The sequence below is a fragment of the Corynebacterium sp. 20-84 genome, assembly GCF_053479455.1.
On the sequence record NZ_JBRBCB010000006.1, the window covers coordinates 65,361 to 85,985 of the forward strand.

At 59.5% G+C, this 20,625-nt stretch carries 19 protein-coding genes; 10 read left to right on the forward strand and 9 right to left on the reverse strand.

What is annotated here, in order from left to right; translation table 11 throughout:
* Positions 1–147: 147 nt before the first annotated feature.
* Genes ACUY2Y_RS05940 through ACUY2Y_RS05950 form a run of 3 tightly spaced genes read left to right on the forward strand, consistent with a single transcriptional unit; the run spans position 148 to position 1,505 of the window.
* Positions 148–369 carry a hypothetical protein gene (locus ACUY2Y_RS05940; protein WP_194559883.1) on the forward strand — a complete coding sequence of 74 codons (222 nt, stop codon included), beginning with the start codon at positions 148–150 and terminating at the stop codon, positions 367–369.
* Positions 356–1,075, forward strand: coding sequence for a hypothetical protein (locus ACUY2Y_RS05945; protein WP_448325221.1), 720 nt, complete (start codon positions 356–358; stop codon positions 1,073–1,075). Before ACUY2Y_RS05940 ends, ACUY2Y_RS05945 begins: the two co-directional genes overlap by 14 nt.
* A 25-nt stretch (positions 1,076–1,100) precedes the next feature.
* Positions 1,101–1,505 (forward strand): hypothetical protein, encoded by a 405-nt coding sequence (locus tag ACUY2Y_RS05950; protein WP_448325222.1) that lies wholly within the window; start codon positions 1,101–1,103, stop codon positions 1,503–1,505.
* A 459-nt stretch (positions 1,506–1,964) separates the two neighbouring features.
* Here ACUY2Y_RS05950 and ACUY2Y_RS05955 read toward each other — a convergent pair whose 3' ends face one another.
* Positions 1,965–2,393, reverse strand: a complete 429-nt coding sequence (locus ACUY2Y_RS05955; protein ID WP_448325223.1) for a hypothetical protein — start codon at positions 2,391–2,393, stop codon at positions 1,965–1,967.
* A complete protein-coding gene (locus tag ACUY2Y_RS05960; protein WP_448325224.1) occupies positions 2,390–3,001 on the reverse strand; it encodes a DUF433 domain-containing protein in 612 nt (203 codons plus the stop codon). The genes ACUY2Y_RS05955 and ACUY2Y_RS05960 overlap by 4 nt, the downstream gene beginning before the upstream one ends.
* Positions 3,002–3,198: 197 nt before the next feature.
* On the opposite strand from ACUY2Y_RS05960, the gene ACUY2Y_RS05965 reads away from it, so the two are divergent.
* The 3 genes from ACUY2Y_RS05965 (at position 3,199) to ACUY2Y_RS05975 (ending at position 12,887) form a co-directional block, all read left to right on the forward strand.
* A complete protein-coding gene (locus ACUY2Y_RS05965) occupies positions 3,199–9,549 on the forward strand; it encodes a DEAD/DEAH box helicase (protein WP_448325225.1) in 6,351 nt (2,116 codons plus the stop codon).
* A gap of 5 nt (positions 9,550–9,554) precedes the next feature.
* A complete protein-coding gene (locus ACUY2Y_RS05970; protein ID WP_448325226.1) occupies positions 9,555–11,942 on the forward strand; it encodes a 3'-5' exonuclease in 2,388 nt (795 codons plus the stop codon).
* Positions 11,943–12,050: 108 nt separating this feature from the next.
* Positions 12,051–12,887 carry a hypothetical protein gene (locus ACUY2Y_RS05975; RefSeq protein ID WP_448325227.1) on the forward strand — a complete coding sequence of 279 codons (837 nt, stop codon included), beginning with the start codon at positions 12,051–12,053 and terminating at the stop codon, positions 12,885–12,887.
* A 36-nt stretch (positions 12,888–12,923) separates the two neighbouring features.
* On the opposite strand, the gene ACUY2Y_RS05980 is transcribed toward ACUY2Y_RS05975, so the two are convergent.
* Positions 12,924–13,271 (reverse strand): ArsR/SmtB family transcription factor, encoded by a 348-nt coding sequence (locus tag ACUY2Y_RS05980; protein ID WP_448325228.1) that lies wholly within the window; start codon positions 13,269–13,271, stop codon positions 12,924–12,926.
* An 81-nt stretch (positions 13,272–13,352) separates the two neighbouring features.
* On the opposite strand from ACUY2Y_RS05980, the gene arsB reads away from it, so the two are divergent.
* Together arsB and ACUY2Y_RS05990 are read left to right on the forward strand one after the other, a co-directional pair.
* Complete coding sequence (gene arsB, locus ACUY2Y_RS05985; RefSeq protein WP_448325229.1) at positions 13,353–14,456, forward strand: ACR3 family arsenite efflux transporter; 1,104 nt, start codon at positions 13,353–13,355, stop codon at positions 14,454–14,456.
* A gap of 12 nt (positions 14,457–14,468) precedes the next feature.
* Positions 14,469–14,891 carry an arsenate-mycothiol transferase ArsC gene (locus tag ACUY2Y_RS05990; protein WP_448325291.1) on the forward strand — a complete coding sequence of 141 codons (423 nt, stop codon included), beginning with the start codon at positions 14,469–14,471 and terminating at the stop codon, positions 14,889–14,891.
* Here the strand turns inward: ACUY2Y_RS05990 and ACUY2Y_RS05995 are convergent.
* The 3 genes from ACUY2Y_RS05995 to ACUY2Y_RS06005 are packed head-to-tail and all read right to left on the reverse strand — an operon-like array spanning position 14,888 to position 17,234.
* A complete protein-coding gene (locus tag ACUY2Y_RS05995) occupies positions 14,888–15,292 on the reverse strand; it encodes a hypothetical protein (protein WP_448325230.1) in 405 nt (134 codons plus the stop codon). The two genes, ACUY2Y_RS05990 and ACUY2Y_RS05995, sit on opposite strands and share 4 nt — an antisense overlap.
* A gap of 54 nt (positions 15,293–15,346) precedes the next feature.
* On the reverse strand, positions 15,347–15,781 hold the full coding sequence (locus ACUY2Y_RS06000) for a DUF488 domain-containing protein (protein WP_448325231.1): 435 nt from the start codon (positions 15,779–15,781) through the stop codon (positions 15,347–15,349).
* A 34-nt stretch (positions 15,782–15,815) separates the two neighbouring features.
* Complete coding sequence (locus ACUY2Y_RS06005) at positions 15,816–17,234, reverse strand: hypothetical protein (RefSeq protein ID WP_448325232.1); 1,419 nt, start codon at positions 17,232–17,234, stop codon at positions 15,816–15,818.
* A 577-nt stretch (positions 17,235–17,811) separates the two neighbouring features.
* Between ACUY2Y_RS06005 and ACUY2Y_RS06010 the strand changes: the two genes are divergently transcribed.
* Positions 17,812–18,543 (forward strand): biotin--[acetyl-CoA-carboxylase] ligase, encoded by a 732-nt coding sequence (locus ACUY2Y_RS06010; RefSeq protein ID WP_448325233.1) that lies wholly within the window; start codon positions 17,812–17,814, stop codon positions 18,541–18,543.
* Between the two features lie 10 nt (positions 18,544–18,553).
* Positions 18,554–18,997: a hypothetical protein gene (locus ACUY2Y_RS06015; RefSeq protein WP_448325234.1), complete on the forward strand. Its 444-nt coding sequence runs from the start codon at positions 18,554–18,556 to the stop codon at positions 18,995–18,997.
* 17 nt (positions 18,998–19,014) lie between these two features.
* On the opposite strand, the gene ACUY2Y_RS06020 is transcribed toward ACUY2Y_RS06015, so the two are convergent.
* Genes ACUY2Y_RS06020 through budA form a run of 3 tightly spaced genes read right to left on the reverse strand, consistent with a single transcriptional unit; the run spans position 19,015 to position 20,617 of the window.
* Positions 19,015–19,434: a hypothetical protein gene (locus ACUY2Y_RS06020; RefSeq protein WP_448325235.1), complete on the reverse strand. Its 420-nt coding sequence runs from the start codon at positions 19,432–19,434 to the stop codon at positions 19,015–19,017.
* Positions 19,435–19,438: 4 nt separating this feature from the next.
* Positions 19,439–19,858 carry a YbjN domain-containing protein gene (locus tag ACUY2Y_RS06025; RefSeq protein ID WP_448325236.1) on the reverse strand — a complete coding sequence of 140 codons (420 nt, stop codon included), beginning with the start codon at positions 19,856–19,858 and terminating at the stop codon, positions 19,439–19,441.
* Positions 19,859–19,891: 33 nt separating this feature from the next.
* The gene (budA, locus tag ACUY2Y_RS06030) at positions 19,892–20,617 is read right to left on the reverse strand and encodes an acetolactate decarboxylase (protein ID WP_448325237.1); all 726 of its coding nucleotides are present in this window, start codon (positions 20,615–20,617) and stop codon (positions 19,892–19,894) included.
* Positions 20,618–20,625: the final 8 nt, after the last annotated feature.

Sequence of the window (20,625 nt, forward strand, 5' to 3'; positions counted from 1 at the left end):
CGCATCCGGCTCGTCGAGATCAGTGTTATGGGCGAGCATCTCGACCTACACTGTCGAACAAGCGTTCTACAGCGCAGGTCGTTGGTGGCGCGCTGTTGGCTATTATTCGGGACTAGAACGATAACCCAGCGAGCTGAGGTGATTGAGATGGCAGTTGAAATTAAGACCACCAACAACAAGGAACTCTGGGAGAAGAAGCGAGACTATCTCGCTGCTCTCCGCAGGTCTACACGCCAGCCTTCTGCGAGCATTGAAGAACTACGTACGCTCGCCCACTCGGGCATGCTAGATAAGTCCGAGCGGGCCCTTTACGACGATTTAAGCGTCGTATTGATGCTGTTGGGTGAGGGACAACTTGAATCTGCGTGACGAGGCTGAGCTGTTTCTCGATGAGGTGAGAAGCACGCTTATAGATGCTCTCCCACTCGCATCTGAAGGGGATATCGAAACGGAGGCGTGGCTTAACGCCGATACGAACATCGTTGTCGGTGAATTTGATGCCCCGGTTATCCACGGTGCCGGTCAGCTCGAAAGCGAAGTTGAAAGCCAAGACTACAGCCAGCTATTCCGCGTCATCGTCCGCTACGAATTAACTTCCGATTCCACCGGCAAGTTCCTCGCCGTGGAAAGAAGTAAATTCGAGCTGCGGGTAGCTACGTCCCCAGGCATTCGGTTTGAATACGAACGGGGGTACACCAGCGCTCCATGCGCCCACATTCATTACTCGGGAGTCACTGGATTGCTGAGTCCGGCTCTAATGCAAAACTTCCAAGGGAAGTCTGGAAACCCGAGGAAGAAAGGACGGCTAGAAGAACTGCACTTACCGGTGGGTGGCAGACGGTTTCGTCCGTCGCTCGAAGAATTCCTTTACTTCGTTATCGCTGAGTGCGGGTTTCGGGGCAACCCGGGCTGGGAGCCGACCTTGCTGCGACGGCGGCAAGAATGGTTGTTCAAGCAAACGGCTGCCGCAGCACGGGACTACCCGGAAGCCGCGGCAAAGTCGCTGGAGGAGCTCGGATTCTCAGTCACGCCTCCGGCAGGGTTCTCTCCGCGAGTGATTGACGCAAAGTGGTAGGGAAATCTCGGTCTGAGAAGGGTAGATGATGTCGGAGGAGGTTGTGGGGGCGGCGTGGGGCGTCGATAAGCCTTTGCGTAAGGATGAGGGGCGGCGTGCTGCGCAGGTGGAGATTGATGCGATTGTGGCGTTGTCGTTGGGTGTGACGGCGGATGAGTTGTGCATGATTTATCGGACGCAGTTCCCGGTGATGCGTCGGTATGACCAGGAGGATCGTTTTGATGCGAATGGTCGGAAGGCGCCGAAGGAGATTGTGAAGGCGGACGCGAAGTTGAAAGACGGCGCGGAGTTGTCAGTGGCGGATCGGACGTGGACACATCCGCAGTCGGGTGTGGAGTATGTCTTTGAGTATCCGTTTAGGCAGTTAGATCGGGAGGCGGATATGCGGGAGGCGTATGTGCGGTTCGAGGGGATGGCCAGGCGAAACTGAAGAGAACTACACAGAGAAGGGGGGGGGGGACCCTCGCTTGACGGCGGATGAAAGGAAAATACTGGGTTCGAGGGCAGGAAAAGCACGGATGTAAACTGCCCCACGTTATCGACGGCTTCAATCCAGGCCTTTGCCGAGCGGATGGAATCAACCGATATTAGCGCGCGGAACGATTGAGATCCTCTTCGTCTAACCCGGACGAGCAGTTGAGGTTGGATTTCGATTCCGCAAACGGACGCGTGCAGCGCTACCGCCTTGACCGAGCGAAAACGGCTCCGCTTCCGAGCCGAAGAATGGCCTACTTGATGTGAAGGATCGGGAGGCGCGCGAAAGCGTTGTTTTGGGGTCTAGGGGGTAACTGCCCCCTCCTCCACCGTTCTCGGCCAAGCAAACCTCGTCGGCTACCTCGCCTCGAGAACAGCAGAAACTTAGAATGACCGTTCTGTAATCCTGAGAAAATCAAATATCGAAGGTGGACGACACCGGATCATCATACTTTCTATGGCCACGCTTCAGTTCGATCGCAAGCGGTTTGCTAGCGTTCTTCAGTTGGGTCTTTATAAAGTGCATAGCCGAAAGTAAGTTGGCAGCCTCGAGATATGGCTGGGTGGCGCCCTTGACAAGACTGTGGGGCAGGCCCACCCAATGAATGTGCTGTGATCGGTATTCATCTCGCTCTTTGGTTCGATCAGGCGAGCGCATCTGCTTGATGTCGCAGGTTATCACTGCGTCCACCTTCATCTTCCCGAGTCGCCGCACAAGGCTGATATCGTCGAGACCGTACGGGATGGGATACTTGCCCGAGCGAATGAACTGGTCGTTTTTGAACCAATCGTGCAGAGTTGCGTCTACCTTGACGTTCATGCACTCATCCAGGAAGAAGATCATGAGACCTCGAGAACCGTTTGATGGAAATCTAGAGCGTCGCGGGCCGCGTCTTCTGAAACCTGAGGATAGAATTCGGCAATCTCGACCGGCTTTAGTGCGCCGTCCGCGAGTAACTCGGCGACATCTGTGTACGGGATTCGAGACCCCGCGATCGCCGGAAAGCCCCCCAACCGATTCGGGTCGACCGAAAGATTCGGTCTGGGTCTTTGGAAGTCTGGAACAAGTCTCCCGTTCATATTCCGGAAGGGTTTGTAGATGTAGTCAAGACCGTGAAACTCGTACTGGCCCTTATGGGCTTCATTAAGATTCAAGAATCCATGGTCAGTGCGAACTTTGACCGTTTTTCCGTCGGTTGCAAAGACGTACTCGGATAAGTGGTTAACCATCTCGTACTCGCTTAGCGACTCGATGGCTTTACGAATCTGCTGAAGGGACGTGTAGGCACGCAAGCGTGCGATAGACCGAAGAGCAACGAGATCTCTGAACGAATACTCCCTAGGTCTTAGTTTATCGAATTCGGGAACGAGCATTCCTCGACGCCGCCAGCTGTGAAGCTGATGAACAGTAGCGCCTGTTAACGCCGCTGCCAGTTCTGTGCTGTAGCCCATGCCGCTCACCTCCTGATCGCTCCAGCATAGTCTCTTCATCGGCCTTGGAGGACCATCTCAAGCGGAAAACCTATAACCCGGTCATGCTGGCATATGAGGTCGACGCGACAAGAGCACAGTCAAAATTGTCTGCTACTAACGAATCACTAGAATAAATCCTAGTTGTCTTCGACGTCAGCCCCGATACACTCACTCCCGTGTCCTCCCTCATCCCCGTCCACGCATCGGAGCACGTCCTAGGAGGTGTCTCCGAGTACCTGGCCACCGCGTTTTCGTTGGCGAATCCGGAGACGTCCAATGCACTGAAGGCGTTTCTGGAAGACACGGAGCGGGGCATGTTCCACGGGCCGTACGTGCGGGTGCGGTTGCCGTATGCGCGTGCACTTGGGTGGGACGGGATCTTGGACTGGCTGCCGCCGTGGTTCACGCCGTACCACCACCAGGCGGAGGCGTTCCGTCGGCTGCGTAGCCGGGATGAGCATGGGGATCGCCGCCCGGATCCCACGCTGGTGATCACGGGTACTGGTTCGGGTAAGACGGAGTCCTTCCTGTACCCGGTGCTGGATCACGCGGCGCGTGCTCGGGCGGAGGGGCACACAGGTGTGAAGGCGCTGCTGCTGTACCCGATGAACGCGCTGGCGAACGACCAGGCTGATCGGTTGGCCAAACTGATTACGGATGAGCCGGCGCTGGCGGGGGTCACGGCGGGTATCTACACCGGTGAGGCCAGAGGCAATGTTCGAAAGGTGACTCGTGATTCGCTGATCACGGATCGTGATCAGATGCGTCTGAACCCGCCGGACATTTTGCTCACCAACTACAAGATGCTGGATCAGTTGCTGTTGCGCCCCGAAGACCGGGAGATCTGGCGCAAGTCTGCGACGTCGTTGCAGTACTTGGTGTTGGATGAGTTCCATACGTACGACGGTGCGCAGGGTACCGACGTTGCTCTGCTGCTGCGCCGTCTCGGGTTGATGCTGAAGGAGCACCAGCCGGACGGCTTCGTGGGTGAATATGCGCCGAACCCGTTGGGGCGGGTCACGCCGGTAGCAACCTCGGCGACGCTGGGCGGGGACGATGACTGCTCCAAGGTGCTGGAGTTCGCGGGCACCATCTTCGGGGAAGGGTTCACGCCGGATGCGATGGTGAGTGAGAAGACGCTCACGTACGACGAGTGGACTGATGAGATCGGCCAGACCTTCGGGCGTGGCGCCGCTGTCCTGCCGCCGGACATCGATGAACTGCGCGGGATCGTGGACGCGGTCGCGAACGACATCTCCGGGCGCGACCACGCGGACGTGGTGCTGGACATCTTCCGTACGCAGCTGTGGGGCCTGGAGGCGGGTGCGAACCTGGACGCGACGATCGCGGCGTACGCGGCGCACCCGATCACTAAGGCGCTGCTGGATGGGGACGGTAAAGCTAAGCCCCTCATCCAGCGCGAGGGCGAGGACGAGAAGACACTGCCTTCCGCAATGTTCGACCCGATTGTGCTGCGCAGCTTGGGTGAGGACACGGCACGGGAGTTTATCACCCACCTGCTCACCGCCGTGGCGCACGTGCGCGCGCTCGCGGGGGAGGAGTACGGCTTCGGAGGCAAGCGCCTGCCCGGTGTGGAGACGCACCTGTGGGTGCGTGAGGTCTCCCGCATCGAGCGCGCTGTCACGCCGACGGAAGACGGCCAGGTGTTCCGCTTCGGGGACGATGGACAACTCGGTGACGGGGACGCCGCGGTGTGGCTGCCCGCTATCTACTGCCGTGAGTGCGGCCGCGCCGGGTGGATGACGGCGCTTGAGCCCGGTACAGATGCGGTGGTGTTGGATGGTGGGGCGATCAGGAAGGCGAGCGTCGATAAGCCTGAGCTCCAGCGTCCCCTCATCGATGCCACGAACGAGTACCGTCGCGCGGTCGCCGACGGAGCGGAGCTGAGCGTGTTCGATGATGAGGACGGCAAGCGCGCGCTGATGTGGTTCCACACGTCCACGCGCACGCTGAGCACCACCGAGCCGAGCGAAGAAGCGCGTGCGGAGGGCAGCTCGGTGCCGGTTCTCACGTACTCGGGCCTGGGTGCGGAGGACTACGCGCGCGACCAGGTGTGCCCGAACTGCGGGGAGCCGGACGCGGTGCGTTACATCGGTTCGCGCGTGGCCACGCTGCTCTCGGTGGGGCTGTCGAACCTCTTTGGTATGCCCTCGCTTGCCCAGGAGGAGAAGAAGACGCTGGTGTTCGCGGACTCGGTGCAGGATGCCGCGCACCGGGCAGGCTTCGTGCAATCGCGGGCGCGGGCATTTGGGATTCGTACGTTGATGCGGGCGGTCGTTGGCGCCGTCGCAGGCTCCGGCGCCAACGAAGAAGGGGTGACGATCGCGCAGATGCCGCTACGGATCCTCGAGCGCGCTGATGCCGCAGAGGACCCGCTGCGCGCCCGTTTTGAGCTCTTGCCGCCGGAGATCGCAGATGCGCCCACGTTCATCCCGTTCTGGTCCAAGGACGCGGACGAGAACGCCCGGCGCGCCGCCACTACTGCGGTGCTGCAGCGGTTGGAGCTGGACGCGGCGTTAGAGTTCGGGCAGCGCGCGCACTTACCGCGCTCGCTAGTGTCCACGGGTGCGCTCGCGCCGTCGGTGGCGGTGGATGATGCGGTGTTGGTGGAGGCTGCACGGGAGGCGCTGAAGAGCATTGACGCTGGGCTTTTCGATGTCGTCGATGCGGACGCAGAAGAGGTGCAACTGCGGTGGATACGCGGGCTGTTAGAGCAGGTGCGCGACCGCGGCGGCGTGTACACGCCGATGTTCGATAGTTACTTGCAGGATGACGCGAACTCGTGGCGCCTGCACAACCGATACGCCAAGGCGCGCGGCATGCGGCGCTTTCCTAAGGGTGGTGCGCCGGAGTTCCCGCGTTCAGGCCCGGCGTTGGACGACAAGGACCGCGGTGTCACCCCGCTAGGCAGCCCGCGTGGGCGCTATGCGCGATGGACGTCGAAGGTGCTGGGGATGTCCACGCACGATGCGGCGCTGGTGCTCACCAACGTGTTCCGCGAGTTGGCTCGGCGCGAAGTAGTGATGGCGGTGTCCACGGACACCGGCGGTGCCATGTACGCCATTGCGCCGCAGCACGTGGTGGTGCGGTGCGAAGAGGAACCGGCGCTGCTGCAGTGTGAGGTGTGCAATGCGACCTTGGGCGTGGATAAGCATGCCCGCGATTTGCTTGATGGTGTGCCGTGCCCGACACCCGGGTGCCCAGGAATGCTTGGCGTGGAGGAAGTTACTGCGAACTACTACTCGCAGCTGTACTCCTCGACCACCCCGCGTGCGATTGTGGCGCGGGAGCACACGGGGTTGATTCCTAAGGAGGAGCGCCTGACGCTTGAGCGTGCGTTTCGCGGCGGTGAGGACACGAACGAACCCAGCGCGCCGAACGTGCTGGTGGCCACGCCAACGTTGGAGATGGGTATTGATATCGGGGACCTCTCCACCGTCATGCTCGCCTCCCTGCCCAAGTCCGTGTCCTCGTACGTGCAGCGCGTTGGGCGCGCCGGGCGTCTCACCGGTAACTCGTTCGTGCTCGCGTTCGTGCAGGGGCGCGGTACCACGCTGCCGAAACTGAACCAGCCGCTGTCCGTTATCGCGGGCAATGTGGTGCCGCCGGCGGCGTTCCTTTCCGCTACAGAGATCCTGCGCCGCCAAGCCACCGCGTACCTGGTGGACACGCTCGACTTCAACGCGCATGGGTTGCATGTGCAGAGGGCGAGCGATGTTTTCAGCTTCCATAAGGTGTCGCTGCTCGATGTACTGGCGGACGAGATCGGCCAGGGGGTCGAGGCGCGCGTTGAGGCGTTCGGTGCAACTATTGCCGGGTTCGTGGACGAGGCCACTGTGGACGGTGTGCGCGAGTGGGTGTGCGGACAGGGGCCCGATTCGCTCACCGGGGAGATGCAGCGCACCCGCACGCTGTGGGATGGCGAGGTGAAAGAGTTCACTTCGCGCCGGGACACATTGCAGGAGCGGTTGGTCGAACTCGAGTCAAAGGTGGACCCGAACGCGGGAACTGAGAACGCTGACCCGGATTTGGAGCGCGAGAAACGTAGCACCAAGGCGGCATACAAGCGGATCTCGCGGGATCTCAACTCGATCCTCAAGGACGAGCACTGGATTTCCGCCATGGAGCGCTACGGCCTTCTGCCTAACTTCACGCTGCTGGACGATGCGGTGGAGCTCGCCGTCGTCGTGTCCCAGCTCGACCCCTCCACCATGCAGTTCAACCCGGAGACGTTCGAACTCTCCCGCGGGGTGTCCTCGGCGCTTACAGAACTCGCGCCAGGCAACACCTTCTACGCCCGCGGCATCGCCGCCAAGGTGGACGCGGTTGAGCTTGGCATGAACGGCGCCGATATCGAGCAGTGGCGGTTGTGCCCAGCCTGCTCTTACGGTGAGCGGGTAGTTGCGTCGACTCACTCTGGGGCGTGCCCCGAGTGCGGAGCCAGCGCCTTTGCTGATAAGGGACAGATTGTGGAAACCGTGCGCATGCGCCGCGTTTCCGCAGAGGTGGACAAAGCACGCGCGCTTATCGACGACTCCCGCGACTCCCGCCACGAACTGCGCTATCACACCGCCTTGAGTTTCTCCGTGTCTGAGGGCGGGCGCGGTGCCCGCTGGTTCCTCTCCCAGGGCTTTGGAGCGGAGTACCTGCGGTACGTGAACCTGAGCTGGTTCAACCTAGGCCGAGGTCCATCGGCGAAGAAGGTGTTTGCGGATAAAGAAATCGACGCACCACTGTTCACCGTGTGCAACTACTGCGGCCACCTAGATTCTCAAAACGGCGAGAACTCAAAGTGGGACCACCGCCCGTGGTGCCCCAAGCGCACCGCGCGCGAGGAAGAATCGGTGACGGTGGCGCTAAACCGCACGCTGCAAACCCAGGGTGTGTTGCTGCACGTGCCGGTGCAGTTGACCGCCGGCGACAACTCGACCATTCCCAGTCTGACCGCTGCCATTCGGTTGGGTTTCAAGGAGGTGCTGGGCGGAGATCCGGATCACTTGGGCGTGGTCACGGTGCGCGTGCCGGATCACAAGGGTGACACTGTCGAGGCGTTGTTGATGCACGACAACGTGCCCGGTGGAACGGGATACCTCTCGCAGTTCGCTTCTCCCGAAGATGTGCGCCGCCTGCTCGAGCAGGCCTTCATCCGGGTCAAGGGATGCTCGTGCGCAAGCGATGAACGCCTCGCCTGCCCGGACTGCCTCTTGCCCTACACTCACTGGACCCAGATCGAGGTCACCTCCCGGGCAGCAGCTGAACGTGCTCTGCGCTCGATACTCGCCGACCAAGATCACCCGACGCCAGAACTCGACCCGTTGACGGTCACATGGGAGACGCAGACTGAGGCACCAGAGCACGATAACGCCTCCCACCTTGAGGTGAAGTTCCGTGAAGTGCTGCGCAAAGCGCTGGTAGACCGCCATGCGACGGTGAAGGACGTGCCCAACGCCGGGCAAGTGGAATGGCAGATCACGTTCACTAACGGCGAGTCTTGGAAGATGCGCGAGCAGGTGAACAAGGGCTACACCACACCTGACTTCGTGTTCACCCACCGCACGAACCCCGGGGTCCGTCCAATTGCTGTGTACACCGATGGTGCGGCGTTCCATATCAGCGAGACGCACTATCGCTTCCCGGATGACATCGTGAAGCGTAACCGTCTTCACTTCGAAGAATCCTGGCTGCCGTGGAGTGTCACCGATGCAGATATCGAGTGGTTCAAGGCTGAGCAAGATCGGGTCGCGGAACCTCCCTTCTGGACGGTGGTGCGGAATCAACCTGAGCTTGCGGGGTTTGGCGCAGGCGGATGGAGCTTTCTCAAATCCTCGCCGGTGACTCAGTTGCTGACCTATCTGGCCAACCCGGTGACCAGCATGTACGAGATGTCGGCGAAAGCGCTCTGGCTGCTTCTCGTATCAAAGGTGCGTGCAGCGAACACTCCCGGCGGGCCACGGCTCACATTCAACAATCAAATCCACGTCGGGGGGTCCGTCACGGGGGGGCAGTTCCACCCCAAGCGGCTTTATGTGGATGCGCCGACGGCTGGTTCCATCACTGATGACAATTGGCGGGATTTCCTACGCTTCGCCAATATTCTGTGGCTGGCTGATGCTCCGGTCGTCGTTGCCACCAGTGAGTACGACGAGGCCTCGGCAGCTCACACCGCGCCGGAAGTTCCGGCAGGAGTCTCCATTGCCAAGGACAGCACTGAACTTCCTGCTGTATGGGCAGATGCCATTGAGGAATTCGAAGACGAATCCTCGGTTGTAGCGGCACTTCGACTGCTCGCACGCGCGGGTGCCGAAACGACCGAAGAGATCGGCGAAGAGGTCGGCAGTCTACCCACCGCAGTGGCGTGGCCAGACCGCAAGATCGCGTTGCTGATTGAACGCGATGATTCCTACGCAGATGCGGAGAACAAGCTACGCAATGACGGCTGGACGTTGATGTACCCGGATACACTCAACGAGCAGACAATCCCGGCAGTGTTGCTGGCTAAGGAGTGAGACAGATGGTGACGTTCAGCTTCTACAGTGGTCTGAGCCTCGACGGCGCGCTGTACAAACCGGTAATGAACTTCCTGCAGAAGCTTGCGGAAGATCCCACCAACCCTTCGCTTCGCATCAAAACGCTGAACAACGCTGTGGACAAGCGTGTGCGGACCGGCCGGGTAAATGATCAATTCCGCGCCGTTTTGTTTGAGATCAAGGACTCGGAGACACACCACTTTGTGCTCGTCGACGTCGACTCACACGATGAGGGCAACGCGAAGGCTGAGCGACTCGATCCCGCCCGCTTGCGCCTGGCAGTCAATCCCGTGAACGGACTGACACAGCTCATCCAGGAAGAAGCTCCTTCTACAGCAGACAGTGGTTCTTCCGATTCGGAAACAGAGTCTGAGCGAAAGGCGAAAGCTGCGGCAGAGGCTGCGAAGAAGCTCGCCGAGCAACAGCAACTCCAGGCTTCTGAACTGTCAAAGGAGAAGGGGGTGGATGCCGTTGTCGTCGATAAGCAAAAGCCAGCTCCTCGTGCAGAAATGGAGCGCAACGGCTACACCCCAGCAAGCCTGTACGAAGAACTCGGTGTTGAAGAGGCACTCACCGAAGCCGTGTGGCGCATCGAATCAGAAAAGGAGCTTGAAATGCTCCTCGATGGCCGACCTACCTGGGAACACGACGCCATCCTCGGTCTCGTCGCCGGCTACACCGTTGAGCAGGTCCGTGAATCGCTCGGCTTGCAGAAGCTTGACCCGCAGGAAGATGCTGCTGACGAAGATGCACGTTTGCTTGCGGGCCTGCGTCACCCCGCTGCTGAGTTGGATTTCGCGTACGTCGATGATGTGGATACCGACTCCCTCCGAGCGGTTATCGATGCTGGCTCCTTCGATCAGTGGCGCGTGTACATTCATCCCGAGCAGCGTCGCATGGCAGAGGGAGCGCGCAGCGGTTCTTCGCGTGTGTTCGGCGGTGCTGGCACCGGCAAGACAGTGGTGGCTGTTCACCGTGCGAACAATCTCGCGCGCCGCTCGATTCCGAACCAAGACCCTGGGGAGTTGCCCCCTCGTGTACTTCTCACCACCTTCACCAAGGGTCTTGCCCAGGGGCTGAAATCTCAGCTCAATGCGTTGAATCCGCACTTCCCTGAAGCACCGAACCCAGGTGAAGGAGGGATCTGGGTGGACAACGTCGATGCGGTGGTGCGCCAGGTGCTGAATCTGGCCTCCACGTCCGAGGTGGAGGAAGCTACCAAGCGTGTGCTGGGGCACCCTGCGCCTCGAGTGCGTCCCTATCTGGAGCGTGACGCCGAGCGAGTATGGGAAACGGCCCTGGAAACCGCCAGTGAGGAACTTCCGCGCTCCATCGCGAATCTGATCTTCCTCCAGCAGGAATACGAAGGCGTGGTCCTGGCCAATGACATCACAGACCAGGCCGGGTACCTGAAGGTTGCGCGCACTGGGCGCGGGACGCCTCTGAACCGCAAGCAACGCAAGCTTGTTTGGACCATCATGCAATCTGTGATGCAGACCCAGGCCGTGGACGGACAGCTGTTCTGGCCCACGATGTCTGCAATTGGGGCAGAGGTATTGAACGTGCGCTACGAGAACGGCGGAGGCTCACTCTTTGATCACGTCGTGGTCGATGAGGCACAGGATTTCAATGCCGGCCATTGGCGCTTCCTCCGGGCATGCGTCGCCGAGGGGCCCAACGACATTTTCATCGCTGAGGACTCACACCAACGCATTTACGGTCAACCGCTGCGGTTGTCCCGCTTTGGCATCTCTACGCGCGGCCGCGCTTCTAGTCGTCTCACTCTCAACTACCGCACAACCAAAGAGAACCTCGAATACGCGTTGCAGATCTTGGCCGGCGAAGAGGGGCTGGCCTATCTGGATGGCGAAGGCGAAACGGATTCCGTTGCTGGTTACCGCTCCGCGCGAACAGGCCCGCAGCCGTACCTAGTGCGTGTCGACTCTGAGGAGCAAGAGTTCGATGTTGCGGACCACTACATCTCGCAGTGGTTGGACTCTGAACGCGACGTTCACATCGGCGTCATGTGCCGTACCCGCGGCCAAATTTCTCGTGTTGTTTCAGGGCTTGCCGACAAGGGCATCGACGCTGTCGCAACCCGCAATGCGGAGCGCGCATCCCACGAGCAGGTGTCCGTGATGACGATGCACGGCGCTAAAGGTATGGAGTTCACCCACGTGCTCCTGATGGGGGTAGGCAAAGAGCTCATGCCACTCCGGTTCAGGCTCAAAGATCTCTCGGAGGAAGACGCTCGGGAAGCGCTGCAGCGCGAGCGGTCGTTGCTTTACGTTGCTGCTTCGCGTGCGCGCGATGAGTTGGTCATCACCGCGACTGGCGAACCGTCGGAGCTTTTGCCGGTGTCGGAGAAGTAGAACTGAGACTTCATCGGTCAGTCGAACGGATAATCGACCAATCGGCGTCCTGTGTCGTTCCCGCACCATAGGATCCGAACTGTTGCTTCCAAAACTGAAGAAGGATGGATGATGAAGCGGATTATCGGTGCCACCTTGGCTAGTTGTGCTCTTTTGCTCGCGGGATGTTCGGACACCACGGACCATGCTGAGGAGACCGCAATTCAGGAAACGACTACCGAAGAAGTCAAGCCGGAGTTTGCACAGATCGGTGACACAATTCCGGTGGATTGCGCGGGAAATGAATGCTCGGGTGAACTGAAGGTCGAAAAGATCCAGCTCGGTGGTGAGTGCGAAGTTCCGTTAATTGCGGAGGATGCGCCTGAAGGAATGCAGCTGGTTCAGATCAGTGGCGTTCTTACCGCTACGAAGGAAGTGACCGACGACACCGGTGCCGAGCTAGGGGCGTTGCCAGAGACACCAGTTGCCTGGGATTCTGAGGACTTCAAGACGACAGCTGAATGGGCAAAGTTCTGTGACATCCCACAACAGCAGGAGCTGTGGAACTCCCTCCCTGCGAAAATGGACGAGAAAGTGAGGATCTACGGTTCCTATCTCATCCCGCAGGGCGCGAAGGAACTCGGAATTGCTAATTCGAAATTCGATCTCACGAAGGTAGAGGCTGCCGAAGAGGCGACCACCTCAGAGTCGACTTCCCAGCAGACCACGGAGAAGTCCGAGCAGCCGGCTGAGAAAACGACCGTTGAACAGCCGCCCGCAGCTCCAGCTGAAACTGAGGAGGATCCGGTCGTCGGTTACACCGAGGCGCCGGGACAAGAAGAACCACACGTCATGGAAAAGCAGATCGCGTCCTGCGGTGATCCGAGCATTCACGAGACTGGCACGACATTCTTCACCGACGGCACTAGTGGATGGACCGAAAACTGTGCGGCCCAGATGATGTAACCGGCTGCGGTTTCATGGTGGTCTTCCTGGCCAGCGCTAATCCATCTGCAGGACCGTGCGCAGCTCGGCGAATGGTGCGGGGCAGACGCTGTGGGTGACGGTTTTTCCGCGGCGGGTTTTGGTGAGTAGGCCGGCGTCGGTGAGCTTTTTCAGGTGGTGGGAGACCGTGGGTTGGCTCAGGCCGGATTGCTCGGCGAGCTCGGAGACGCTGATCGGGCCGCAGCCGTCTTCGGCGAGCTGGGAGAGGAGTCGTAGGCGGGCTGGGTCGGCGAGCACTTTGAAGAGCTGGGCGTAGCGGTCGGCTTCCTCGTCGGTGAGTAGACCGGAGCTCAGCGAGCAGCAGGCTGTCGGATCTGCTGCTGGTGGGGTGTTCGGGGCGGCCATGATTCTCACTCTCTCATATTGACAGGGATCAATAATAGCCTTACGTTTCGTATTGATAGTCGTCGATACGAAAGGTGGGCTATGTCCGACCCGGTTGCGGCGCGGGAACCTGCGCGCATGTCATTTCTCGACCGATTTTTGCCTGTCTGGATCATCTTGGCGATGGCACTGGGCCTTGGGCTAGGGAACTGGTTCCCTGGGCTCAGCGGTGCATTGCAAGGCATGGAGGTCGGTGGAATCTCTCTGCCGATCGCGCTCGGCTTGTTGGTGATGATGTACCCGCCGCTGGCGAAGGTGCGCTACGACAAGACGAAGGAGATCACCAGCGATAAGAGGTTGATGACGGTGTCGCTCATCCTCAACTGGCTCGTCGGCCCGGCGGTCATGTTCGCGCTGGCATGGATCTTCCTCGCTGATGAACCGGAGCTGCGCACGGGCCTGATCATCGTCGGCCTGGCGCGTTGTATCGCGATGGTCTTGGTGTGGTCGGACTTGTCGTGCGCGGACCGGGAAGCGACAGCGGTGCTCGTGGCGATCAACTCGGTCTTCCAGGTACTCATGTTCGGCGTGCTGGGCTGGTTCTACCTGCAGATCCTGCCTAACTGGCTGGGGCTGTCCACCACGTCTGTGAACTTCTCCTTCTGGGCGATCGTGACTTCCGTGTTGGTTTTCTTGGGCATTCCACTGCTTGCTGGCGTGCTCTCGCGCATCATCGGGGAGAAGACCAAGGGGCGTAATTGGTACGAGGAGAAATTCCTTCCGGCGATCTCCCCGTTGGCGCTGATCGGCCTGCTGTACACGATCGTGCTGTTGTTCTCCCTCCAGGGTGAGCAGATCATCGCCCGTCCGTGGACGGTGGCGCGGGTGGCGGTTCCGTTGCTGATCTACTTCGTCGGCATGTTTGCGCTGGGGCTCATCGCATCCAAGATGTCGGGTATGGGTTATGCGCAGTCGGCATCGGTGGCGTTCACCGCTGCGGGCAATAACTTCGAGCTGGCGATCGCGGTGGCCATCGGCACCTTCGGTGCGGAGTCGGCGCAGGCGCTGGCTGGCACGATCGGTCCGCTGATCGAAATCCCGATCCTGGTCGGTCTCGTTTACGTCATGCGGGGGATTGGCCCGAAGCTGTTCCCTGGCGACCCGACGTTGCCTAATCGGACGACCGCGGTCAGCACTGCGGCGTAGAAAGGACTCATGATGGCAAACACTCCGAAAGTTCTGTTCGTGTGCGTCCGCAACGGCGGCAAATCCCAAATGGCTGCTGCATTGGCGGAAAAGCACGCGGGGGACAAGCTCGACATCCACTCCGCCGGCACGGAACCGGGAACGTCGATCAACGCTGAATCGGCAGCCTCCTTGGAAGAGGTCGGCGCAGACATGTCGGGCGGGCACCCGAAAGCGATCGACCCGGAGCTTCTCCGCACCGCGGACCGTGTTGTGGTCATCGGTGAAGAAGCACAGCTCGAACTGCCCGACGATGCGAGCGGAACTCTCGAGCGGTGGGTGACGGACGAGCCGTCGACACGCGGTATTGAGGGCATGGAGCGCATGCGTTTGGTCCGCGACGACATTGACGCGAAAGTCCGCGCACTCGTCGGTGACGTGCTTGGGAACGACTAGTTTTCCCACCGACGCAATCCCTGCCAGGTATTCCTCGGCGTTGCGCGGATCTCCTCTTCAGGGATCGGCTCCCCTTTGATCTCCGGGCATCCCGGGATCGGCTCGTCGGAGAGTTGAACGACCCCGTGGGGAAAGTCGTCGGCGAAGACCACATCAGTCCATCCGACTGGGGCTGATCCATAGAACATAACGGAGTTGTCGCGGGTATCCACGATCGCGGGGCCGTGGCCGATGACTACGAAGTCGGGTTCAGTGTCGAATTCTGGACACCAGTAGCCGACGACGAGAAAATCCTTGTACCACTCCGCCTCGGCCTGGAAGCCAGGCCAACTGGTATTCGCTTCTTGGAGCGCCTGAACGATGGCCTGTTTTTCTTCGTCTGTCAGGTCGGGCAGTGGCATGGGTGTTTCCCTCGTCTCGGTTCCTTGAACTCACTCTTCCACAGGTTCGGGGTGTTAGAGATGGACGACGTCCACCCCAGACCACTTCTCCGCCAGGTACTCCGCAGCCACGATGCGGTGGCACGTGGAGGGGTCAGCCTCGGAACACAGCAAGGCCGCGTGGTCGAAAGTGGCCTTGGTGGGCATCTCCCGGTCGTCGAATTGTGCGCGGAGCTTGTCCGCGAACTCGTCGAACGGCAGGCCGTCCTTCCTGTAGGCGTGCATGAGCTCCTCACTCGGCGCGAGTTCCAGAACGTGCTCGTAATCGATGTCCGCGATGGTCGCGAGGAACCACGCGAGATCGTCTTTCTTGGTGAAGCCGGCGAGCTGATTCGTGTTGTGCCGCCGGATGTCCACCACCCGCTTCACGCCGTTTTCGCGCAGCAGGTCAAAGAATTCTTCCGCGCTCTTCTTCGAATATCCGATGGTGAAAAGCTTCATGTCCGACATGGCGCCCAGTGTAAGTTCAGGGCCAGGTTAATTTTCATCTCCACAAGGGTTGTTTGAATCCAGGAGGCTTAAATTCTGCAGATGCATAAAAGGTAGATCGAAACATTCCGTCTAGGGGGCCGGTGATTATTCTTCCAATCCAGGGGCCCGTAGGAGTGAGGCCTTCCTTAAGGCCTTGCTCGATTGTCCAACGCAGCTCACTGTACAAATCCAGATTTTGATTTCCATAGGATCCGCCAAGTTCCACGCGACTACCCCAAGACTCCTCGCCGGTCGGGGAAATAAAACCACAGCTATCACGCTTACTTCTGTGGTCGGCGTATGTGTAGAGATAGGCAGAAAAGTTGTCTGTTGTGCTGGGTTTTGAATAAAGGCTTTTTAGGTTCGAATTTTGAGCTTCCTCACGGAACCGGCGCGGAAACGGATCCTCGGGGAACACTATCCCGTAGGGGTTGCCCTTCAACAGAGTAAGCGTGTGGGGAGGAATCTCAGCTCCATAGGCGTGCTCAAGATCTAGGGGATCTGTTTCCAGTAGCCACCATTGGTCTGATCCCTCGACTTGGTTCCCTTCACGAGCTGTTAGGGAAGCCACTACGTTTAAGAATTCTTGCCATGTGACCGCGGAGCCGGAGCTTTCGTGGGGTGGGAAAGATGCAGTTTTTCTAGTGCCGCTTGCGTTGACTTCAAAGCATTGGTTTCCCATATCGATAGTGATGGAGATACCGGATCTCTGCACCAATAGTTCGTGGTGATAACTAACTGTCGGTGGAATATCGATGTGCTTGTGTTCGAGTATGGGCCGCGATACGTCTACGCCCATTTCGATTAGCGCCAACTCTTCATCGGAAAACTGCCCTTTTTTGGCGATGCGTGAGATCCGTTTGTCCCAATCGCCGTTCCAACCCTCTAACTTCATTTTGAAGTTGACTCTCAGAGCGGCAGGGTAATCACCCCAGTCCGCGTAAATTATGGATAATCTCTTCGCTGCGTTATGCGACGGCAAAGGGCCATCCCACGGCAAGTTCTGTGCGACTTCGGTGCTCATGCCAAGGCATTTTTCGTACGCTTCAACAGCATGCTCGATCATTAAAGGGATATCTCGCATTTTGTAGTAAGCATCTCCTAGCCACGTCAAAGCTAGATGTTTTCTAAAAATGTCGCCCTCTTCCTCGAGCACCAGCAAGTAAAGCTGGAGAATTTTTACCCGAATTGGTGCGTAGATCGCGCGTGTGAAAGGGCCATTTACTATCCGGTCAAGCTCTGTAGACAGGCGGGAAACTTGATTTCCTTCTGAATCGACGGAATCGGGAGAGCCGGCGTAGTTCGGGTGAAGTACCTCTGGGTCATAATCCAAAAGCACATCGACGAACGTTTCTCTTTCTTTGGGTGTTAACCTCGTCGTCCACCAAGTCTCTAGATTAAAAGCCGAGATAAAGCCAGGGATGTTTTGCACACATGCAGAATATGCTGTTTTCAATCCAAGCGTCGCTCAGAAGACTCCGGAAATTACCGAGAGCATGGGTGAAAGACTCTGTTCGCCCGATGGCCCGGGGAGCCATAGTTTAGGCCGCACAAAAAGGCGACCTTGAGAACACGTAGGTACCCCGAAAAGGAATCGATTCCACCGATTTCGGATTCTGGCGCAGCCGAGACAACCAACTCTGTGCCCCTTTGGAAGGGTGATGCTGCTGATTGTGTAGATACCAGCGAGCAGCGCGAGGAATTTCAGGCCGCACGCCCGGTAGGGGACATGGTTGTCGCTGAATAGCGTTGGGGCGTGCATGAAAATGGCTGTGATGAGAATCGACAAAATCCAGCTCTTGCCGATGTGAACCTGGCTGGGGGATCGCCGAGGATAGTTAGTGGGATCTCCTGTGGTCCGAATTGGTTGAAAACATTCGAAATTACAAGTGCGCTACCTGCTGAGTACGGAGTTAACGCATGCAAGGAAAGTTCGTATCTCCATAGGAGACTTTTGTACCCACCTGGGGTGTCCCGATCCGCTCGGGCTGCCAGATATTCTGGTGCGCATGACAGTTCAGGACATTGCCCGAATTGAATCTGAAGTAGCCCAGTATTGGGGGCAGGTGCGCTACGTGGAAACGGCGTCCTCGACGAACACGGAGCTGATGGCGTCGGGGGAGCCGGGGCACGTGCTCATCGCCGAGCAGCAGACCGGCGGCAAGGGCCGGCTCGGACGCGTGTGGGAAGCGCCCGCTGGGGCGAGCCTGCTCATGAGTGTGGCGATCGAATTGGTCCACACTGATGATCTGGGGCTGGTGTCGTTGGCGGCGGGACTGGCCGTGACCGACGTGATCCCGAACGCACAGCTGAAGTGGCCGAACGATGTGCTGCTGAACGGCAAGAAATTCGTGGGCATTCTCGGCGAGATCGACACGACTGCGGAGATCCCGAAACTCGTGGTGGGGCTCGGCGTGAATGTGGCATGGCGCCAGGAGGACCTGCCCACGGACTGGTCAACGGCGCTGAACCTCGAAGGCATCGACGTGGACTGGGACGAGTTCACCATCGATCTGCTGAAGGCCCTGGGACGCCGACTGGAGCAGTGGCAGGACCGCGACGAAACATTGCTGGACGACTACCGCGCGGTGTCGGCCACGCTTGGCCAGGCGGTGCGGCTCGACACGGTGGAGGGGATCGTGGAAGGGCTTGCGGGGGACGTCGATAAGCGTGGCGCGATTGTCGTCGATGGTGTCAGTTACTCCACTGGCGACGTGACGCACCTGCGTACGAGCGATTAATCTTTTGGCCGTGGCAAAGATCAAGCTCGGTAGGGGAGAAGTAGTCCTGGCGGACATGGCGCCGCCGCTGCGCGGCGTGATCTACCCCTTCCTTGAGCTGATCATCGCGACCGCCCTGTTCTGGATGCTCATCGGGTGGATGGATACCGCTGGCATGGACGCGGGCATCCGCAACGCTGTCGTGGGCATCTGGTTCCTCGTCGTGCTCTGGCGGTTTTTGCTTCCGCTCATCCGGCAGCGGCGCCAACGTTTCATGGTGACCAACAAGCGCGTCATGTTCGTCCCCGGCGGGCGCGGGCGAACCGAATCTATCCCCTTCGCCCAAATCAGCGACGTGCGCCGACGCCGCGGTGGCATCGACATCGGCCTGCTCGGCTACGGCGAGGCCGTGCACTTCCCCGATGTCGGGCGTGCGAAGCGGGTCGAGGCGATGATCGCGGAGCGGTTGGTTTAGACCGACTTGCCGCAGCCTTACTGCGGGTGCTCCGCGCTGTAACGAAGCAAGGTGTCAGCGACGAGCGTGGCCCCGAGCTCGGCCTCGTCGCGCAGCTGTGCTTCGGAGTACTCAACGCCCTTGATGATCCGGTGCTCAGCGTGAATGACGCTTGTGCCATTCTGCTCTGCGCGGAAAACCACCGGCCACAGCGCACGATTGTTGAAGTCGCTGATCCAGTTGAAATCCTCCCCCGCGGACTGACGCGCCTGAATCATCCCGCCAATACCAATGTTCTGGTCTTGGTCCACGATGTAGACCGGAACCCCGTTCACCTTAGTCAGCAGACCGCCGGTGGACAGCGGAGAGCAGCTGAAACCCTGCGCGGTGAGCGCTTCACCGATGGATTCGACAGATGCTTCGCGTAGTGCTGGCTGATTTTTTCCGAACAACCCCATGGTCTTAATTCGCTCCTTTCAGCAGGGTTTCAATCTGGTCCAGCGCATTGAAACCGACCTGCAGGCTTGCGTCGATAAGCGTGTCTAGCTGCATTTGGGACACGCCCTGGGTGAAGTTGAAATGGTTGCGGAAAACGATTGTCGGGCGCCCCTCGATGACGTTGGGCACCACTTTGCCGAAGGCGAGGTTGTCGTTCATCGCGTTAATGGCGTTCATGGCCACTGGCATTGAGTCCTCCGGGACAATCCCGGAGGACTCAATGCGGATGGTGAAGTAGTCGCCGTCGGGAACGAAGATGACGGTGCCTTGCGGGAACTCCGCGCCCCAGTCGCCGTCGTCCTCCGCGGCAGCAATCTGCAACGTGTCCAACGCGCTGACGAGCATGGATGTGGAAAAAGTGGTGATGTCTCTACTTGAGTTCATTGTGCTCCTAGAGCGTCGTCGTGGGGGCGGAGTTTAGCTCTTCACCTCTGTGGTGTGAATCTGCTCGTCGATGTCGTCGGGGGAGAGGTTGCCGGCGGCGAAGTCCGCGGTGAGCGGCAGGTGGAGCTCCATGTCGGTGCCGGGGCACAGCTCGATTGTCGCGTCGTCGACCGTGTAGTCGAGGACGTGGCCACCGGAAGTGCGCTCCTCATCGATGAAGTGGACGTGGCAGCCTGGGATGCCGATGCCCTTCGCGTACTTCGGGGTGCGGAAACCGCCGATGATGCCGCGGGCGTTGTCGAACGTGATCTCCTTGTCGTCGCCCACCGCATCGCGCATCGGCGGGTACGGCTTGGACTGCTTCGTCACCGTGCGGGTGACAACGTTGGTGAACGAGCCCGAAATGCGCACCGCGTGGAAGTAATTGCCCGACGGCTCCAGATCGTCGATGAACGCGGAGAGCTCCTTGCGCTTCATGCCCTTTGGTGCGGGCTCCACGATCTTCGGCACGAAATTGGTCACCTGCGCGAACGGGCTCTTCTGGTCAAGGTCAGCGATAGTCGCCGTGCCGTCGCTGCGTAGCTGGTAGCACGTGCCGTCGAGGATGATCATCTCGCCGTCCAGGCCGTCGAAGGTGCCCAGGCCGAAATTGCCCTTGGACAGGATCTGGCCGATGGTCATCTCCCCGTCGTAGATCCCGTCGAGGAGCGCGGACATCAGCGAATTCTGGAAAACCGTGTGGCGGCTGAAAGCGTTCATGTGGCCGA

What these genes read in the sequence shown, in the direction of transcription:
- ACUY2Y_RS05960 (WP_448325224.1), bottom strand. Translation starts at nt 3,001, where the DNA reads ATGGGCTACAGCACAGAACTGGCAGCGGCGTTAACAGGCGCTACTGTT.
- ACUY2Y_RS05940 (WP_194559883.1), top strand. Translation starts at nt 148, where the DNA reads ATGGCAGTTGAAATTAAGACCACCAACAACAAGGAACTCTGGGAGAAG.
- ACUY2Y_RS05970 (WP_448325226.1), top strand. Translation starts at nt 9,555, where the DNA reads ATGGTGACGTTCAGCTTCTACAGTGGTCTGAGCCTCGACGGCGCGCTG.
- ACUY2Y_RS06000 (WP_448325231.1), bottom strand. Translation starts at nt 15,781, where the DNA reads ATGTCGGACATGAAGCTTTTCACCATCGGATATTCGAAGAAGAGCGCG.
- ACUY2Y_RS06020 (WP_448325235.1), bottom strand. Translation starts at nt 19,434, where the DNA reads ATGGGGTTGTTCGGAAAAAATCAGCCAGCACTACGCGAAGCATCTGTC.
- ACUY2Y_RS05950 (WP_448325222.1), top strand. Translation starts at nt 1,101, where the DNA reads ATGATGTCGGAGGAGGTTGTGGGGGCGGCGTGGGGCGTCGATAAGCCT.
- ACUY2Y_RS05975 (WP_448325227.1), top strand. Translation starts at nt 12,051, where the DNA reads ATGATGAAGCGGATTATCGGTGCCACCTTGGCTAGTTGTGCTCTTTTG.
- budA (WP_448325237.1), bottom strand. Translation starts at nt 20,617, where the DNA reads ATGAACGCTTTCAGCCGCCACACGGTTTTCCAGAATTCGCTGATGTCC.
- ACUY2Y_RS05990 (WP_448325291.1), top strand. Translation starts at nt 14,469, where the DNA reads ATGGCAAACACTCCGAAAGTTCTGTTCGTGTGCGTCCGCAACGGCGGC.
- ACUY2Y_RS06025 (WP_448325236.1), bottom strand. Translation starts at nt 19,858, where the DNA reads ATGAACTCAAGTAGAGACATCACCACTTTTTCCACATCCATGCTCGTC.
- ACUY2Y_RS06010 (WP_448325233.1), top strand. Translation starts at nt 17,812, where the DNA reads ATGACAGTTCAGGACATTGCCCGAATTGAATCTGAAGTAGCCCAGTAT.
- arsB (WP_448325229.1), top strand. Translation starts at nt 13,353, where the DNA reads ATGTCCGACCCGGTTGCGGCGCGGGAACCTGCGCGCATGTCATTTCTC.
- ACUY2Y_RS05980 (WP_448325228.1), bottom strand. Translation starts at nt 13,271, where the DNA reads ATGGCCGCCCCGAACACCCCACCAGCAGCAGATCCGACAGCCTGCTGC.
- ACUY2Y_RS05995 (WP_448325230.1), bottom strand. Translation starts at nt 15,292, where the DNA reads ATGCCACTGCCCGACCTGACAGACGAAGAAAAACAGGCCATCGTTCAG.
- ACUY2Y_RS05955 (WP_448325223.1), bottom strand. Translation starts at nt 2,393, where the DNA reads ATGATCTTCTTCCTGGATGAGTGCATGAACGTCAAGGTAGACGCAACT.